Below are 18,763 nucleotides of genomic sequence, written 5' to 3'. Positions count from 1 at the left end.
AAAAATGGTTTGTAATATATTCATAAGTCTATTATGCAGGAAAAACACATAAAAAGAAACCCCCAATTCCCCCATGAATGGGGGCTAGGGGGCTGAAGTGTCGAAGACACTTTTTTAATGCCTGGAAACGGAAGGAGGGGTGTCCGATGTACCCGGTGAGCGACGCGTTTCTGCAGGCAGTGCAGGGAAACACCCGGAAGTATTACTGGACGGGGAAGATCACCACGGCAGGCGGTGTGGAGTATCCCTTTGACCAGGAGGATATTGTGAAAGGCAGCGGCTATATCACGGCCCAGTGTTGCGGCAATTCTGAGATCGAACTGGGTGCGGTGTATGCTGCGGAGATGGGGATCAGCCTGTTCCTGGATATTGACCGGTATACGCTGGAGGATGCGGAAGTGGAATTGTCCTATCATCTCCGGCTTGCCAGCGGCGTCTATGAGACTGTCCCTATGGGGATCTTTGAAGTGAGTGAAGCCAACCGGACCGTCCATGTGCTGGAACTGAAGGCTTATGACCGGATGCTCCGCTTTGACCGGGCTTTCAATGGCTTTGAAACCATCGGCACCGCTTATGGGATGATGGCGCTGTGCGGTACGGCCTGCGGGGTGGAACTGGCGCAGACCCAGGCGGAGATTGAGGCTCTTCCGAATGGCTCAGAACTGCTCTCCATTTATCCGGAGAATGACATTGAGACATACCGGGATGTGCTGTATTTTACGGCACAGGTGCTGGGCGGGTTCTTCTGCATCAACCGGGCCGGGGAGCTGGAATTCCGGCAGTATGGGGAGACACCGGTAATGGAGATCCTGCAGAAGCATCGGTTTTCCAGCAGCTTTTCTGATTTTGTGACCCGGTACACAGCGGTCAGTTCCACCAACCTGCGGACGCAGACTTCCGAGTATTACGCTTTGGAAACAGATGACGGGCTGACCATGAACCTGGGAGTCAATCCCCTCCTGCAGTTCGGACTGGAAGAGACCAGGGCAGAACTGTGCGGGAACATCCTGGATGCCCTTTCCAAAGTGAAATATGTGCCTTTTGATTCCGATACCATTGGAAATCCGGCATTGGATCTGGGAGATGTGCTGACCTTCTCCGGCGGGCAGGCGGATGCCCAGCAGATCACCTGTGTGACGTCTTTTACGGTTAAGATCAGCGGCAGGCAGAGCCTGAAATGTGTGGGGAAAAATCCCCGGCTTTCTCAGGCAAAGTCCAAGAATGATAAGAACATCTCCGGCCTCTTAAACCAGATCGAGGCGGGAAAGATCGGCATCCATACCTTTACCAATGCTTCTGAGTATTCCATTGGGGAGACGGATGTCCGGATTATCAGCATTGAGTTTGCTTCCAAAGAGGAAAACCATGCCCAGTTCTTCGGCCAGGTGGTGGTGGATGTGGCGGCTGATCCGACAGTAAGGTCAGCCAATGCCAGCGGCACGATCGTGATCCCGTTTCCTTCCGGGAATACAGGAGACAGTGGAGGGACATCCGGTGGAGCAGCGGATACAGAAAATGGTTCTGAGGATGGTGCTGCCGGGGAAGAAACCACAGATATTTCCGTAGATGTGAGCCTGCCGGTCACCTGGACGGAGGACGGGAAGGCAGTCTGCTATGTCACCTTTGAACTGAACAATGCGGAGATCCTGCTCCATCATCCGGTGGAGACTTGGCACAGCGGAAAGCACATCCTGTCTTTGTATTATCCGATTGAAAATATCGTGCCGAATATCACAAATACCTTCAACGTGTACCTGCGGATGGAGGACGGCTCCGGCAGTGTGGGGATCGGGGACTGCATTGCTTCCATCAGCGGCCAGGCCATGGCAGCCGCGGCAGCATGGGACGGCAGGATTGATATTGAGGAAACGGCGGCTCTGTTTTCTGTGAGCGGCGGCCTGCAGGGGAAGAGTGTGACGGATGTGATGGCAGTAGAAACGATGGAACTGGTGCAGAAAAGTTACTCAGATACACTGACAGCAAAGCCGAAGATCGGGGCGTTCTGCCGGCCGGTGACGCTGCCGGTATCCAGTGACGCAGAATGATGGGAGGGAAATAGACATGATCTTAAAAGGCGTGATGACAATCGAACTGACAGACGCGAATACCGGGGCGGTGGAAACGGTTACGGAGGAGAACATGATTACAGAGTCCGTCAATAATATCCTGGGGTTAAACCCTATGGGTATCTTTTACGCGGCAACCGGGGAGTATGACGATGCGGTCCTCTGGAACGGGAATCTTCTTCCCATCTGCCCCAACTTGATCGGCGGCATCCTGCTCTTTTCTGAAGCGCTGGCGGAGGATGAGGAACTGCTGTATGAAAGCTCCGACAACCTGCCGGTGGCCTACGCTTCCAACAATGTCAATTCTACGGCGAACCTGGCCAGGGGGAGCCTGAACCTGACGGAGAGCATGGCGCTCAGCAATGGATATAAGTTTGTGTGGGAATTTACGCCCAACCAGGGCAACGGGACGATCGCAGCGGTGGCGCTGACCAGCGCTTTGGGCGGACAGAATGGTTTTGGAAGCCTTGTGGGGGATGCCAGCGCCTTCCTTCAGTTAAAGGCTGCGGATATCGGGGCAATCCCGGATGCCAACAAGATGGTGCTGTTTGAGGTAGTGGAGATGGATTTCGAGAACAGCCTGCTGTATTCCATCACCTTTGAGAATGCGGGCGTCCGGATCCGGAAGCTGCGGATCCCGGTGTTTTCCATCGGGCTGAATGAGAAGCTGGACGATTCCACTTATACCGTCCTGGATGATGAGGTGCTGACGCCGGAGACCTTTGAATTTCTGGGAAGCTATACCAAGTACGGGGAATTCATGGACGGGCAGGATGGATACTGGTACGGGTTTTCCAATGAGGGAAATTCTTCCGGGGATGCTGCGATGCTCTGGATCAAGATTTCTAAAACGGATTATTCCTTCACTGAGGGGCAGTGGACGCTGTCCAATGCCAAGCTGATGGATGTGGGGAACCGAGAGAACGGCACCTTTGCGGAGCGTGTGGTGAAATGCTGCGTCCGGGGCGGGTATCTGTATGTGCCAGCCTATGACAAGACGGGAATTTATAAGATCAGCCTGTCCAATTCCACGGATGTGACGCTGATCAATTTCGGATTTACCTCTAAGTGGAAGCCCCTTTGTGAGACCGGCTCCTGTGAGCTGTATATGACTTTGATCGGGGATTTGATTGTAGGCGGAGATTTTCAGATCACAGCGGAGGATACGGTGATCCAGACCCAGGGAAGTTTCCGGCTCAATAACGCCGCAACTCCCCTGTTCCAGTACAAGAATTTCCTGTTTGGATGGGGCGGCAGCTATGGGAATGAGTACCGGACGGCTTATCTGCTGACGCCGTACCTGGCATCCATCAATAACCTTTCCTCAGCGGTGGTGAAGACGGTGGATAAGACTATGAAGATCACCTACACGATGACGGAGGAGTAAGGGGGATTAGCGGCGGCGCTTTGGGGAGTCCCCGGAGATGAGGATGTATTCCTGCTGTGGCTCTGCTACACGCTGGAGTTCCTGGCCTTCTTTTTCCAGCCGGAATTGGAGGCTTCGGATTTCAGCGGCTTTGCTGTCCAACTCCTTCTGGGCCTCTCTGTGCTGTTTTTCAGCCAATTCCGTTTCGGTCATCGGGCGGATACACAGGGAACCTTCCCCATATTCGACCACAATGGTACTTCCGATGGAAAAGCCAAGTTCTTCCAGCCAGCGCCCCTCCATCTGAATTTTCGGGACCTGGGTGTAGGAACCGCCGGAAAGGCGGCTAGTGTATGCGACTTTGATATGTTTCTTGTTCATGAGCGTACCTCCTGTTCGTCTGTTTTGTGGTTTTTCCTGGGTCGCTTCCGATAAGACCCTTCCCTGCCAAGCCAATAGGTGTCATGGGACCGGATCTGCCGGAGACAGCAGGGAAGCGTAGCTCCATGCCCGTGTTCATGGTAAGGGGTTCCTCTGTGATGGGTGTGATAGATCCGGCAGCTTCTGAAACGTGGGTATTCCTCCAGAAGGATATGCCAGCAGTGGCCGGTGTTGTTTGACTGGAGCGTCACGGCGCTTCCATGTAATGCGATGATGGAAAAATAGACGGGGTCAATGGCGTTCAATTCCTTTGGCGTAAACATTTTTTCCTCCTTCCTGCCAAGGGCTTTTGGTGATTGTATTTATCACTCTATCTGGCAGGAATAGCAACCTGATTCTGTGCCATAAACCGCACAAATCTCCGCAATGGAGATTGTGCAGATTAGACACTTCACATAGCAACCTGAAGGCAGGCGCTCAGAGATGGGCGTCTTTTCTTATGGAACGAAAGCGAGGTATTTGTAATGAAAGAATTTTGGAACATGGTCCAGATGGTATTTGCCGCTGTGGGCGGATGGCTGGGGTATTTCCTTGGCGGCAATGACGGGCTGCTGATCGCCCTGGTGCTTTTTGTAGCGGTGGATTATCTGACCGGTGTGATGTGCGCCATTTCTGATAAGACGCTGTCCAGCAACGTAGGCTTTAGGGGCATCTGCAGGAAAGTGCTGATCTTCCTTTTGGTAGGGATCGCTAACATCCTGGATGTCCATGTTATCGGCACTGGATCGGTGCTGCGGACGGCGGTGATCTTTTTCTACATTTCCAATGAGGGCGTGAGCCTTTTGGAGAATGCGGCACATCTGGGGCTTCCGGTGCCGGAAAAGATCAAGGCTGTCCTGGAACAGCTTCATGACCGGGCAGAAAAAACAGAAACAGAGGAGAAATGAGATGAAGTTAGTACAGAGTATTTTGACGAAAAATCCCTGCTATACGGCAGGAAGAAAGATCACAGTCAAGGGGCTGATGCTCCATTCGGTGGGATGTCCCCAGCCGAAGGCGTCTGTGTTTATCAATAGCTGGAACAGCCCGTCCTATGACAATGCCTGTGTGCATGGTTTTATTGACGGCAATGACGGCACAGTGTATCAGACCCTCCCCTGGAACCACCGAGGCTGGCACTGCGGTTCCGGCAGCAAAGGCAGCGGAAACAATACCCATATCGGAGTGGAGATGTGTGAGCCTGCGTGTATCCGGTACAGGTCAGGCTCAAACTTTACCTGTTCCGATCTGTCCACGGCAAAGGCTGTGGCGAAGCGCACTTATGATGCGGCAGTGGAACTGTTCGCCATGCTGTGCAAGCAGTACAATCTGAATCCGACCGCAGACGGTGTGATCGTCAGCCACCGGGAGGGCTACAGCCGTGGGATTGCCTCCAACCATGGCGATCCGGAGCATCTCTGGAACGGCCTTAGTATGGGATATACCATGGATGGATTCCGTAAGGCAGTGAAGGCTGCCATGGGTGGAAGCACGGCCGGAGGCGGTTCTTCTTCTGGCAGCGGTGGTTCTGGGATTTCTGGGTTCCCAGCGGTTCCCTTTACGGTAAAGGTACTCATTCCGGATCTGAACTATCGGTCTGCCCCGTCCATGAGTGGAAGTGTAAAGGGCCAGACGGGAAAAGGGGTCTTTACCATTGTGGAAGTAAAAAATGGCTGGGGACGTTTGAAGAGCGGAGCAGGCTGGATTTATCTGGAGAACCCGTCCTACTGTACGGTGCAGTCCTCCGGTTCCGGAGGCAGTTCTTCCAGCGGCTCTTTTCTGGTACAGGTATCCGCCACAGACCTGAACATCCGGAAAGGTCCGGGAACCAACTATGGAACTACTGGAAAGTACACGGGAAAAGGAACCTTCACGATTGTGGAGACCCGATCCGGACAGGGCTCCAAAGCCGGATGGGGGAAACTGAAATCCGGAGCCGGATGGATCAGTCTGGATTATGCTAAACGAGTGTAAAAGAAAGTGAAAAGTGCCGGGCAGGAGAGAAACAATCTTCTGTCCGGCAAAATTTCTGCAAAGGATAAGTTTGGCGAGAGTGGAAGCAAAAAACGGTGGAAATGGTGAAACTGCTTGACTTTCAGGGGCTTTAGAGTGATAGATAGACTACCAAAAAAGAAAGGAGAACTTGTAAGAATGGTAATAGCAGGAAGAGTGAATAGGGTGGCTTTTTATTGCCGTATGAATCATAGGGATCATGATTATACCCAGTTTTTGGACGATGTAAAAAAACGGTTGGAAAGAGCCTATGGAAAACAGGAATGGGAACTGAAAATCTATTTTGAAGAAGCCTCTGGCGCTGATCCGGACAGGAAGGAGTTCAACCGTCTGAAACAGGAAATTTCACAAGATCAGATTGATGTAGTGGTTTCTGTCCGGGCGGCGATGATCGCCAGGGATTGGGGACAGTTTATGGAGTTTATGGAAATCTGTGAAAAGGCGCAGGTGGAAGTCCTCTGTTTGGATGAAGTGGAAGATGCAGGGCGTATTTTTCAAAGGATTCAGAAATTTATTGCGGCTTATTTTGAAGGAAGTGAAGAAACATGCGGATAAGGATTATCACTGCGGTTCCTGCGGCAGAAAAGAAAAAAAGAGTTTGTGCTTATGCCAGGGTTTCCACTGACAGCAGAAGGCAGGAGGAATCTCTGGAAAATCAGACAGCAACCTACGAAAGGCTGATCCGGTCGAATCCGGAATATGCGTTTGCTGGTGTCTATGCAGATCAGGGGATCTCCGGATATTGTGAAAACCGGCCGCAGTTCCAGAAGATGCTGGAGAGAGCAAGAGCAGGGGAGATCGATCTGATCATAACAAAGTCCATATCAAGGTTTGCACGAAATACCGTCACCGTTCTGAAAGTTGCGAGAGAACTGAAAGAACTGGGTGTCGGTATTTTTTTTGAAGAACAGAAAATCAACACTCTTTCAGGGGACGGTGAGATGATGCTTGCCGTCCTCGCTTCTTTTGCCCAGGAAGAGAGCAGGAGCATGAGTGAAAACAATAAATGGAGCATCAAGAAGAAATTTGAGCGGGGAGAGGTGATGATCACCACTTCCCGTTTTTGCGGCTATGACAAAAACGAATACGGGGATCTGGTGGTGAATGGCAAAGAGGCAGAGATTGTCCGGCTGTCTTTTGACCTTTATCTGATGGCCGTAGGAAGTACCAGAATTGCGAGCCTGCTGGATTATCTTGGAGTTCCCACAGTGGCAGGGGGAACCTGGGAAGGCGGGACCATTGGCGGAATGATTGCCAATGAAAAGTATAAAGGGGATTTCCTTTTACAGAAATATTATACGCCGCCAGACAAGCGGAATTTCACACGGAGAAATCGAGGGGAAGTACAGAGCTATTATATTTCAGAGAACCATGAGCCGATTGTTTCACCGGAAGTCTGGCAGCAGGCGCAGGAGATGCGGGATTACCGGAAAAAGATCAGAAATATCGGGCAGGACGGAACGAGGAAATTTCAGAACCGGTATCCCTTAAGTGGAATGCTGATCTGCCCGCATTGTGGAAAGACGCTTCGGCGGAGGCAGGTTTACAAGAAAAAGATCCAATGGCTGTGCAGCACTTACATTGAGCATGGGAAACAGGCGTGCAAGGGAATCCGGATTGATGATGCGGAACTTGCAGGACTGCACGTCACGGGACAAACGGTAGTAGAGGAGGTTTTGAAGGATGGCAAGAAGCATTACCGTTATACCAGCAAGGCAGAATTTGACTTCACAGGAGAATCCCAGCCAGAACGTCCGGAGGATACGGATGGCAGCGTACTGCCGGGTGTCAACCGACCAAGAAGAACAGTTATTAAGCTATGAGAACCAGGTGAATTATTATACGAAATTCATCAAAGACAATCCGCTGTATACGTTTGCCGGGGTCTATGCGGATGAAGGAATTTCCGCAACCAATACCAAAAAGAGAGAAGAATTCAACCGCATGATCGCAGACTGCAGGGAGGGAAAAATTGATATGATCATTACGAAATCCATCTCCCGGTTTGCCAGAAATACATTGGACTGCCTGAATTATGTACGGGAATTGAAAGAACTTGGTATCGGGATTCTTTTTGAAAAAGAGAATATCAATACTCTGGATGCAAAGGGGGAGGTTCTGCTGACAATCCTTTCTTCCCTGGCACAGGATGAAAGCCGGTCGATTTCTGAAAACTCCACATGGGGTATCCGCAGGCGCTTTGAAACGGGAAAGCATAAGATGAGTACCAAGCGGTTCCTGGGATATGACAGCGATGAAACAGGAAAACTGATCGTCAATTCCAGACAGGCGAAGATCGTTGTCCGGCTGTTCCAGGAATTCCTGGATGGAAAGACTACGGATTATATCAAGCGGATCTTTGAGCGGGAAGGGGTGGTAAATTGGGATGGAAGTACCAAGTGGCATGCCACTACAATGAACAGCATGCTTCAGAATGAAAAGTATAAAGGAGACGCCCTGCTACAGAAGAGTTATACCGTGGATTTTTTGACCAAGAAGCGGGCGAAAAATGCTGGAGAAGTCCAGATGTATTATGTGGAGGATGATCACGAGGCGATTATAGATCCACGTATTTGGGAATGTGTCCAGTTAGAATTTAAACGGAGAGAAAAATACCTACAGGAGCATGGAACCCATTCTTATTCCAGAAATCCGGAGACAAATCCCTTTGCTTCTAGGATTATCTGTGGAACCTGCAATAAAGTTTTTTCCAGAAAGGGATGGCGCAGCAGTGCCGGATATGACAGAAAAGTGTGGCAATGCAGCGAAAGATACCGGGTGAAAGGAGTCCAGGGATGCGATAACCGCCATGTGGAGGAAGAGACACTGATAAAGGCATATCTTATGGCATGGAATGCACTGGTGGAAAATCGTGAGAGTTTCCTGGAACAGTGGAAACGGCAGATGCAGGGAGAAGACCTTCTGGCTGGATACCGGGCGGAGAAATTTGTGGAATACACAGAAGATGTGAAGCCACTCAAAGAGATGGACACGGATTTCATGCTGAAAACATTGGATCATATCAAGGTGTTTGAGGATGGGACACTGCTGGTGATATTTCTGGACGGATCGGAGATTGAGTGTAGAAGTGAAGAAGCGTAAGAAAAGAGGCCGATTGGGATGTGAGAGTCCTGATCGGCTTTTTTTCTTGCGCTTTTTCCGGATAGTAAAAGATAGGGCTTTATGGTAAAATATGATCAGATTACAAAATGCTATTTTCAGTATTATGGGGTGACAATGATGCGGAAATATACAATACATAATTTTGTTAGTAGTTTTTCGGTTAAGCCAAATGGCAGTATGTCTTTACTTTTAGGAGCGGGAGCATCCATATCATCAGGCATTTTATCTGGAGGACAGATGATATGGGATTTTAAAAGAGAAATTTATTGTAATGAAAACAAAATATCAAAATCAGAATTTCCTGATTTGCAAAAAGAAAACATACAAAGCAAAATACAAAAGTATCTTGATGCAACAGGAGATCATCCTACCTTATATTCGCCAAATGAATATTCACATTATTTTGAATTTGTGTATCCCAATAGCAGAGATAGAGAACTCTATATACAGAGAAAAGTACAAAATGTTAAACCAGCTTTAGGTTATTTATGTTTAGGAGCAATGATTTTAGAAAATCGTATTAATTTTGTAAATACAACTAATTTTGATGATCTAATAAAAGCTGGTGTATATGCTTTAGATGCAGGGAAATCTATAAAAACTATTTCTTCTGCAGTAGAAAATAGTGTTGGATTTAACTTAAATGATGGATTTCCCACGATATTAAAATTGCATGGAGATTATTTATTTGATCACTTGAAAAATACAACTCAGGAATTACAGAAATTAGAAAACTCTGTTAGCCAAAAATTTCAGGACGGTTTACATGAAAAAGGGTTAATTGTGGTTGGATATGCTGGCAATGATACTTCTGTAATGACAGCATTAGAAAAAATTGTAGCAAATGATGGATTGCCATATGGTGTGATTTGGTGTAAGCCCAAGGAGTCTGAACTGAGCGAAAAAGCAGAAAAATTTATGGAATATGCCTGTGCTAATAATGACTTATCTGGAATCTTGGATATCGACAATTTTGATGATCTAATGTATAGACTATATTTGTCCTTAGGAAAGTCGTATAAGGAGATTGATGAACTCTGGAAAGATTCAGAAAAAATAAAACCTATTATGTTCGGGGGATTAAAGAAAAGGAATGTATTTACTAAAACAAATACATTTGAATCGAAAGTTTTGCCAGGTAAAAGCTATGTCTTCGATACTACGATTACTTCATGGAAAGAGTTGAGAAGGCATTTGAGTGAATCAAAAGAGGTTGTTGCAGCCTTGTTTAAGGGAAAAGTATGGGCTTTTGGAAAACGAGATGAGATACAAAAAAAATTTTTAGGAACGATAAAATCAGATATACAAGAACAAGCATTTCCTGAGAAATGGTATCAAAAAGATTATTCGTTTGTATGGAGCCTTTATTATGATTTGATAAAAATAACTTTACTTTCTAAAGGCTTAGTTTGCTTCGGCAGAAATAAATATTATGATCCCAAGAAAAGTGTGGAAGAAAAGGGAAATATTGTTTTTGAAGCAGTTGAATTGCATCTTTCGTCCATAGATGACAAAGTGGTATTATCAGTTTTGCCAACATTTTTTATAGAGAAGAGGAATGGAAAATCTATCGACAGATTACAAAAACAAAGTATTATAAACCGCTATTTTGCAAAAATGTATAATGATAGGGCGAGTCATTTAATTAATGAATGGACAACGAGAATGAAGAGCAATGGCAGATTGATTTTTGAAGTATCGGGATTTTCATTGGAGTTTGATAAACTTGTATATACAAGCGGAGGTACGGGGAGAGGTAAAGAGTGGCCTGCGGTTCAATGCTTTCAATGTGAAGAACCTCAAATGTGTTTTTCAATTGAAGACAGCAGTAAAGTTGCGGTAAATCAGTTAAAAGGTTTGGTAAACTATGGACCTATAGAACGATTTGGAAATAGTGGTTCTATTCAAGAAAGTATCAAGCTAGCTATTTTGACTCCGCGTCAAAAACAACAAGATATTATAGAACATTTACAAAAACTAAAGCAGAATTCTGTCACAAAATTAAAGCAGGAAAAATATTTTTTGCCTGAATATATCGGCTTTGAAAAAATATTTAGATGCGATATAGACATTCCTAATATACAAGATGGTCAGAGATTTAAATCATATAACCTAGACAATGTATTAAAATTGGATGCCATTAAATTTTATGAAGGTCTGGTTAAGTATGTAAATGTGTTCGCAAAAAATTTAGCAGCTTTTGATGTATTAATAATTTATATTCCAAGCTGCCTTGGCCATTTACGAGAAAAAAAGGATGATACAGAATATTTTGATTTGCATGATTCTTTAAAAATTTATTGTGCCAGTAAAGGGATTGTTATTCAGTTGATAGAAGAAAGATCAGCAGTGCAAAATTGGAGTACTGATTTGGCAAAAATAATGTGGGGATTATCCACCGGTCTGTATTCAAAAGCTGTAGGACGTTTGTGGAAGCCTGCTGTATATAATAAACACACGGCCTTTATAGGATTAAGCTATGTGCAATCTGTTAATAATGGTGAGCGGATATCTATTGGATGTAGTCAATTATTTGATGCAGAAGGAAATGGTATGAGGCTTTATTTGAGACCTCTAAAAAATCCTCAGTACATCCAAAAGAATCCTTTTATGAGAAATGAAGATGCTTGTAGATTAATGTTAAGCTTAAAAAAATTATATGATGATTCTGTTCCAACGTATGATTTGAGACGCGTTGTAATTCATAAAACTACATTTTTTACAAAAGAAGAAATGGAAGGGATTTCAAGAGGCCTGGCAGGTATAGATGATATAGAATTATTGCAGATACAAGAATTTACACCATGGAGAGCTATTCGATTTGATTCAGATAATATGAAAATTGTATCCAAATTTGCAATCCAACGAGGAACAGTTATACAGTTGAATAAAGACAATTTTTTAATATGGACACACGGATCTGTCCAACATGATGAATTAGCAGGACAGCATTTAAACTATTATAAAAATGGTAGAGGAATACCGGCACCACTATTAGTAAGAAGGTTCATGGGACAGGCAGATGGAGCCACACTGGCAAATGAAATCATGATGCTTACGAAGATGAATTGGAACAGTGGAGATAGTTTTTATAAAGTTTTACCAGTTACATTGGATTTCGCAAAAATGCTTTCAAGGGTGGCCAAACAAGATGTTGTGATTTATGATAAGCCATATGATTTTAGATATTTTATGTAATAATATGTAAAATACCATGGAGAAAGGTATGAGTAACTATGAGGTATCTAGTAGGATTAAGCTGTGAAGAATATTACCATTATGATAATATAAGTTTTTGCCATAATGATTTGTTCCTTTTACAAGAAACATTGATTAATTTTTGTGATTATGCAAAAGAAAATGTCCACAGTCAAATGATATATAAGGATGCGGATGAAAGTGACTGTGAGTACTGGTATAGTGAAATAAGTAAAATATGTAATAAAATGACACCGTATGACTCAATTCTGTTCTATTTCGCAGGCCATGGTATGGCCTTGGGAGAAGATGCGTTTTTACTTCTACCTAATTCTGTTCCGGGAGATGAATTAAATACAGCACTTTCATTATCAAAAATTAATCATATTTTAAAAAAATCTAAAGGAAATGCTTTTGTAATAATAGATGCTTGCCATTCTGGATTAGATGTCAGAGGAGATATGAGTGCAGGTTTTGTTACTAAACTTCTAGATAAAAGTTGGGCTACGTTAGCTTCTTGTTCTGAAAAAGAATGTAGTTATCCGGATTCAAAAAAAGAACAAGGGATTTTTACATATTGTATTTCAGAGGCAATAAAAAAATGGAAAAAAGAAAGTGAAATAACTATAGAAGAATTAAAAATTGTTGTCTCAGAAATGCTTGAAAAATGGTGTGAAGATACGGGCTTATCTCAGCATCCAACATTAAATGGTTCTATAGTTGGGATTCAAAGTCTTGCCATTCGGAATAATAAAACTGCAGAATATGAAATAGTAGTAATAGATAATAAAGGAGAGGTTGCAAAAATGAATGATGAAATTCAGGTTGTTCATAATGAATTGCCAGCTCTATGGACAGCGGCAAATGGAATACAGCTACCTAAAAAGGCTGATGTATCGACGATATTAAGATATAATGTTCAGTTAAGAGAAAAGGAAATTAAGGGGATTTATGGCTTATATATAGGAGATAATTTCGAATTTGCTTCAGAAACTATATGGGAGCGTTCAATCTTTATTTTACGAGATAGAGTTTTGTCCCTAGGCCTGGAATTTGTAGGAGAGATGGTAGGATTGGATAATCTTGACTATGTTAAAGAATTACCTGCTTTCGAGGTTATAAATTTGGCTGCTGAATTAGGATTTATTAATAAAACAGGAAAGATGCGCCTTTCTCAAGCAAATGAATTAGTTCAACATTATAAAGGAAGAGACATAGAAGAAGATATGCCTCAAAACGAAAGTGATACGGTTATAAGAGCCTGTATACAATATGTTTTAGGATATGATAGTTCTGAGATAACTATTGAATATGGAGATTTTAGGAGCAGTTTAAAATATGATCTATTTGAAAAAAATGCTGCTAAAATGGAAATGCTTTCTAACAGCCCATATTTTTATAAAAAAACGACAATCCGTACGTTGATTAATTTACTTTCAAGTACGGAAGGTGCTGAGTATGAAACAGTATCATCCAATTTTTGCACAATAGTTGAATGTGTCTGGAATAGTTTATCGTCAGATGATAGATATTATATTGGAATTACATATAGTAAGTATGCGAATCGAGGTGATCAAACGCATATTATTACATTTAAAAGAGCATTAGAACGGGTACATGGTTTTGATTATGTTCCTGAAAATTTGCGTTCACTTTCTTTTATTCAAGCAGCAAAGCATGTAAAAAGTGTTCATTATGCATTTAATAATTTTTATAATGAACCTGAAGCTGTCAATAGTTTGGAACGTTTGGGAAATAAAATCCCTAGACCTGCAATTAAAGAATGTGTAAGTGCATGTATAATGGTTCTTTTAGGAAATGCTTATGGTAGATCCTTTAATGCGGTAGATCCTGTATATCAAGTGTTAAATAAATTAGATAAAGCTTCATGGATTTATTATATAAATGAGTGTTTGCCATATGACGAAGAAGTGTTAAATAAAATTAAAGAAGGGGATGAAAGAACAACGCACTGGTGCGAATTGGTTAATGAGTATGATTTAAGTGAAATGGAAATCAAAGACAGTAAACTACAAGAAATGTTAAACTATTCAAAAAAGAATGATAGGAATAATACTAAAGCTATTGCAGGAATGTATTTAAAGAAATTAGAACACCAATAAATAGTAGAAATTAGTCATTGAATTGGGTATTAATAGTTCTTTGAAGATAGAAGCTTAAAATATATCTGTTGCTGATAAAGGTATGTTTGTAGAGTTTTATTTTGTAAAGAAACTTTAGATAAAGCGTTAGAGACAAAAATGGGATAGTTCGTTTTGGAGGGGTAGAAACAAAGCATAAGTATTTTTACACCCCCCATAAATATATATGTAACAGTTATGCAATATAGTATAAGAAGAAACTATCACCGCATGTGGAGACGGTTGTGCTGATGTCAAAAGTTAAAGAATAGAATACTGAAAAAGTATAGAAAACAAGGGATTTCCGGGAGTCGGGGCTTGTCAGAGGACAGGTTTCGATTGCCGGATTTTTTCATTTTATAGGTAAGTAGAAACTGGTCTACTTTGGAAAATAATGGAGAGTTGGTGGCCAATTTTGATATTAGGGGTGTGGAGCTGACAGGTTGGAAACAAGAATAATCTGGAAGGAAAGGTATAAGGAGGCAGGAAAAGTGGATGGGAAAAGTCAATGACGGCGTGAAGTATGAGTGGATTGTCGCTCAGGAGGAGCTTGATAAGTTCTGAATGCAGAAAGGAACAGCTATTCTGTTCCTTTTTGCGGATTACTCACGTTTTGCCTGAATGATGTCCTCGATATCCCTGCCACCGTAGAAAATTCGGATCACAGTTATCGTGCGGCTGCCGTTATTTACGACATAATAGACGATGAAATTGTCTACCGGTACCCGATGCATCCCCATGCTTTTCCACGGCTCCCAATCCACGACAGCATATCGGGACGGCATAAAATCCAGCGACCGGATTTCTTTCCGGATACGATTGACCTGGCCCTCTGCTGTCTCCGGTGCCTGCAGGTCATAAGCGATGTAAGAATAAATCTCCCTCAGATCATCTTTGGCTTCCGAGGAGTAGATAATGGAATAGGTATCGCTCATATACCGAACTCCCGCTTTAACTCGGAATCCACCTCATCTGCTGTATAGGTTTTTCCGGATTTCATGGATTCCACACCTTTCATAAGCTCTGCATTCAGCTGTTCCCGGCTCATATCGCCGACTGCGGTAGGTTTTGTGGAAGGCAGGCGCAGTTCAAAAGGCATTCCCTTTTTTAGTACAATTTGACTGTAAAGCATCTGGATTGCGCTGGACGGGGAAATCCCAAGCTGAGAAAGGATTCCTTCTGCGTTTTCTTTTAGCTCCTTATCAATACGGGCATAAACTGCGGATGTATTTGCCATATCTATCACACTCCTTTGGATATATTATACCCACTTTCTTTTGCAAATGCAAGCAAATGCAAGCATATTTAAAATTTGTTTACAGACATGTAAGGAGGAATTGTAGAAAACTATATCAAATCCAATAACGAGTGGAAATTTGGCGGACTTTACTTTGACAAAAGCATTTTGTCAGAAAGCGAGTCGGTGTCTATTTTTGAGAATGTGAAGTGGGTTATCAAACGGCGTTTTTAGAATGGAACCTTCATCATTTCCTATCCCAATACGGTTATGCCAATGTGGACGGGGAGATGGTGATCGTGAAATAGTGGGGCTAAAAAGGAAATGGTTATGACACCGGAAGATACCAGAACTGGTATGGTTTTCCGGTCGGATCTGCTGTGGAGAATGCGGAGGTAAATATAAGAGACGGATGCTTTATAAACCCAGCAGCCAATATATAGTGCGGACTTGTGTTAATCACCTGACAGATAAGAACGGTTGTTCATAGAAGCACTTCACGAATGATGCCCTGAAACTGCCTTTTGTCTATAATTTCTATAATTGAGATCAGGCAACTTGAGCTTATCGGGCAAAGAGATTATAATGATAATGTGCTGATGGAGCTTGCAAATGATAGCATTATAAGTTCAAACAATTTATCAATGATAAAAATCTGATGTTCAGTTTGGTGAAGTCTAAGTTTTCAAACATTGGTAGCTCTTGGCATAATTTGTCGATTCCGTGTGGAAATAGAGTAGAAATTTTAGTGGAGATTATAATATGTCAATTATCCTTACCGATGAACAAGAAAAATTTATTGAGAAAGCTTTAAATGGGAAGAATATTCTTGTTGATGCCTGTGTTGGTAGCGGAAAAACAACGGCTATACAGGCTCTATGTACTCGTTTTCCTAAAAACAAAAAGATACTTTATCTTACATATAACAAGCTTCTTAAAATTGACGCTAAAGAAAAGATAAAGGGTAGAAATGTTACTGTAACAAACTATCACGGATATGCATGGTCTTGTTTAAACAGAATAGGAATGCAGGTCGGTGTATCAGATTTGCTTCAGGAATTTAATAAGAAGAAACCGCCTGTTAGAAAGGTTGATCTTATTGTCCTGGATGAATATCAAGACATAGATCAGGAAATTGCTGATATGTTAGATTATATAGTCAGCTGTAATCCCGAGGCACAGCTTGTTGCTGTCGGAGATATGAAACAAAAAATATATGATAAGACTGCACTTGAAGTGGAAGAATATATTGAAAAGTTTCTTGGAGAGCACATTGAATTAAAATTTACAAAATGCTTTCGTCTTCCAAATGATTATGCACAAAAGTTGGGGCGTATATGGAAAAAGAAGATTACTGGAGTTAACAGTGAGTGTGAAATTTCTGAAATGTCGGAACAAGAAATAGTAGACTTTTTGGCTAAGCAGGAACCGAGCAAATTGTTATGTTTGGGAGCCAGAGAAGGAACTATGACAAAGATTCTTAACAAACTTGAATCAAAGAACAAAGATAAATTTAATAAAAATACTGTCTATGCAAGTATCTCAGATCAAGATACATCTGGGAAAGTGCAGCCAAGTAAGGAAACGGCAATATTTACTACCTTTGATAGTAGTAAAGGGTTAGAAAGAGAAATTTGTGTTGTTTTTGATTTTACAGAAAGCTACTGGAGAATGCGAGTTGGAAAACCTCAGCAAAAGTATGAGATACTTAGAAATATATTCCTTGTTGCAGCAAGCAGGGGGAAAAAGCAAATAATTTTTGTCCCAGGTAATGAAGAAACATTGTCAGAAGAATCTATTTCTACTCCAGAGGATATGAATACATCATTGGAGAACGTTGGAATATCGGAAATGTTTGATTTTAAATTTCAGGAAGATATAGAAGAGTGTTATGATCTTTTAGAAAAGAAAAAAATCAATATGGAAGATACCAGCGTAATCGATATTCGAAGTAATGATGGACTCATTGATTTATCTCCATGTATAGGTATTTTTCAAGAGGCATTTTTCTTTGATAATTATGACATTGACCGGGAATTTGCACTGTTTCGCCTGATTCATAAGGATAGAAAAATATTTAACGATAAGATAAAAGGTGTGGAAAAGAAGATTCTTCATCTAACATCATTAGAAACAAATCAGCGTAGATATTACTCTCAGGTTTCACTGCCATTAGTTACAGATGAACAGAAAGAGTTATTAACTAGACGAATCGAAACACGTCTTAGACATGACGAAGAGGAACAAATTATTTGTAGTATAGCATTTGCAGAAAGACGGAACGGGGAAAAGGTGTTTGAGGCTCTTGGGTATGCGGATGTAAAAAAAGATGATACAATATATGAACTTAAATTTGTTTCTCAACTTAACCATGAACATTATCTTCAGTGTGCGTGCTATATGATTGCACAAAATTTAGATAAGGGCATTTTATGGAACATAAGGACAAATGAAATGTGGGAAATTTCGATTCCGGATAAACAGAAGTTTATGGATTCAGTAGTAAAAACCATTACCAAAAGACAATTAACTAAATATTATAAGCCGAAAGGAAAATAGAATGAGAGAACACATTGCGGTAATAGATACAGAAACGACATGGAGCGGTGCTGTAATGACAGTGGGAATCGTGATTGCTGATGCGAGTAATTACGAGATCGTCGGGTATAAGTACTATGTAATCAAAGAAGCTTTTCGGGAAGGCGGAATGTTTGATTACGTTGTTCACATAAAAGGAATAAATGAGGAAAAGGTTTCTCGGAAAAAAATTGCAGATAACATTTCGGCCTTTCTAATGGAGCATGATGTTTCTTCTGTTTTTGCCTATAATGCAGGATTTGACAAAAACTGCCTTGCGTTTATGAAAGATTATATTTGGCATGATATTATGCGAATTGCAGCTTACAGACAATATAATCCAATGATTCCAACTTCGGCAGAATGCTGCAAAACAGGTAGATTGAAACGAGGATATGGCGTTGAAAATATCATGAGAATGATTAGCAATAAGGATTACATAGAAACACATAATGCTCTGTTGGATGCAAGAGATGAATTGGAAATCATGAGACTTCTTGGACATCCATCTGATATTTATCCCCAGATTTAAAGCAAAATGAGGCGTTTGAGATCTTGCTGTTCCTAGCAATTATCAGCGCCGTGGAATTTCTGTCTTTTAGCATCGATGATGAGAAAAAAT

At 42.4% G+C, this 18,763-nt stretch carries 15 protein-coding genes; 11 read left to right on the top strand and 4 right to left on the bottom strand.

Annotated elements, in window-relative coordinates; all coding sequences use genetic code 11:
- Positions 1–146 precede the first annotated feature (146 nt).
- Both B5G11_RS08585 and B5G11_RS08580 read left to right on the top strand, forming a co-directional pair.
- On the top strand, positions 147–2,045 hold the full coding sequence (locus B5G11_RS08585) for a hypothetical protein (RefSeq protein ID WP_087252852.1): 1,899 nt from the start codon (positions 147–149) through the stop codon (positions 2,043–2,045).
- 16 nt (positions 2,046–2,061) lie between these two features.
- Positions 2,062–3,453, top strand: a complete 1,392-nt coding sequence (locus tag B5G11_RS08580) for a hypothetical protein (RefSeq protein WP_087252851.1) — start codon at positions 2,062–2,064, stop codon at positions 3,451–3,453.
- A 6-nt stretch (positions 3,454–3,459) separates the two neighbouring features.
- On the opposite strand, the gene B5G11_RS08575 is transcribed toward B5G11_RS08580, so the two are convergent.
- The gene (locus B5G11_RS08575; protein WP_087252850.1) at positions 3,460–3,813 is read right to left on the bottom strand and encodes a SymE family type I addiction module toxin; all 354 of its coding nucleotides are present in this window, start codon (positions 3,811–3,813) and stop codon (positions 3,460–3,462) included.
- The gene (locus B5G11_RS08570) at positions 3,810–4,136 is read right to left on the bottom strand and encodes a hypothetical protein (protein ID WP_087166752.1); all 327 of its coding nucleotides are present in this window, start codon (positions 4,134–4,136) and stop codon (positions 3,810–3,812) included. Before B5G11_RS08570 ends, B5G11_RS08575 begins: the two co-directional genes overlap by 4 nt.
- Before the next feature lie 201 nt (positions 4,137–4,337).
- Between B5G11_RS08570 and B5G11_RS08565 the strand changes: the two genes are divergently transcribed.
- From B5G11_RS08565 to B5G11_RS08535, 7 genes are all read left to right on the top strand, one after another.
- On the top strand, positions 4,338–4,760 hold the full coding sequence (locus tag B5G11_RS08565; RefSeq protein ID WP_087252848.1) for a phage holin family protein: 423 nt from the start codon (positions 4,338–4,340) through the stop codon (positions 4,758–4,760).
- A 1-nt stretch (position 4,761) separates the two neighbouring features.
- Complete coding sequence (locus B5G11_RS08560) at positions 4,762–5,826, top strand: peptidoglycan recognition family protein (RefSeq protein WP_087252845.1); 1,065 nt, start codon at positions 4,762–4,764, stop codon at positions 5,824–5,826.
- Between the two features lie 177 nt (positions 5,827–6,003).
- The gene (locus tag B5G11_RS08555) at positions 6,004–6,420 is read left to right on the top strand and encodes a recombinase family protein (RefSeq protein WP_087252841.1); all 417 of its coding nucleotides are present in this window, start codon (positions 6,004–6,006) and stop codon (positions 6,418–6,420) included.
- On the top strand, positions 6,411–7,688 hold the full coding sequence (locus B5G11_RS08550; protein ID WP_087252838.1) for a recombinase family protein: 1,278 nt from the start codon (positions 6,411–6,413) through the stop codon (positions 7,686–7,688). Before B5G11_RS08555 ends, B5G11_RS08550 begins: the two co-directional genes overlap by 10 nt.
- Positions 7,633–8,967, top strand: coding sequence for a recombinase family protein (locus B5G11_RS08545; protein WP_087252837.1), 1,335 nt, complete (start codon positions 7,633–7,635; stop codon positions 8,965–8,967). Before B5G11_RS08550 ends, B5G11_RS08545 begins: the two co-directional genes overlap by 56 nt.
- An 81-nt stretch (positions 8,968–9,048) precedes the next feature.
- Positions 9,049–12,186, top strand: a complete 3,138-nt coding sequence (locus tag B5G11_RS08540) for an SIR2 family protein (RefSeq protein WP_087252836.1) — start codon at positions 9,049–9,051, stop codon at positions 12,184–12,186.
- 38 nt (positions 12,187–12,224) lie between these two features.
- Entirely contained in the window at positions 12,225–14,309 is a 2,085-nt protein-coding gene (locus B5G11_RS08535) for a caspase family protein (protein WP_087252835.1), read from the top strand.
- 620 nt (positions 14,310–14,929) lie between these two features.
- Here the strand turns inward: B5G11_RS08535 and B5G11_RS08530 are convergent.
- Together B5G11_RS08530 and B5G11_RS08525 are read right to left on the bottom strand one after the other, a co-directional pair.
- On the bottom strand, positions 14,930–15,262 hold the full coding sequence (locus B5G11_RS08530; protein WP_087168421.1) for a type II toxin-antitoxin system RelE/ParE family toxin: 333 nt from the start codon (positions 15,260–15,262) through the stop codon (positions 14,930–14,932).
- Complete coding sequence (locus tag B5G11_RS08525; RefSeq protein WP_087168420.1) at positions 15,259–15,564, bottom strand: type II toxin-antitoxin system RelB/DinJ family antitoxin; 306 nt, start codon at positions 15,562–15,564, stop codon at positions 15,259–15,261. The genes B5G11_RS08530 and B5G11_RS08525 overlap by 4 nt, the downstream gene beginning before the upstream one ends.
- 762 nt (positions 15,565–16,326) lie before the next feature.
- Between B5G11_RS08525 and B5G11_RS08515 the strand changes: the two genes are divergently transcribed.
- Both B5G11_RS08515 and B5G11_RS08510 read left to right on the top strand, forming a co-directional pair.
- The gene (locus B5G11_RS08515; RefSeq protein ID WP_087252834.1) at positions 16,327–18,123 is read left to right on the top strand and encodes an AAA family ATPase; all 1,797 of its coding nucleotides are present in this window, start codon (positions 16,327–16,329) and stop codon (positions 18,121–18,123) included.
- 1 nt (position 18,124) lies between these two features.
- Complete coding sequence (locus B5G11_RS08510; protein ID WP_087252833.1) at positions 18,125–18,673, top strand: hypothetical protein; 549 nt, start codon at positions 18,125–18,127, stop codon at positions 18,671–18,673.
- Positions 18,674–18,763: the final 90 nt, after the last annotated feature.

It is taken from the genome of Drancourtella sp. An57 (assembly GCF_002161525.1).
GTDB classification, from domain to species: Bacteria; Bacillota; Clostridia; order Lachnospirales; family Lachnospiraceae; genus Sellimonas; species Sellimonas catena.
The sequence above is the reverse complement of the archived record's forward strand: the minus strand, read 5'-3'. Positions and strand labels throughout refer to the sequence as shown.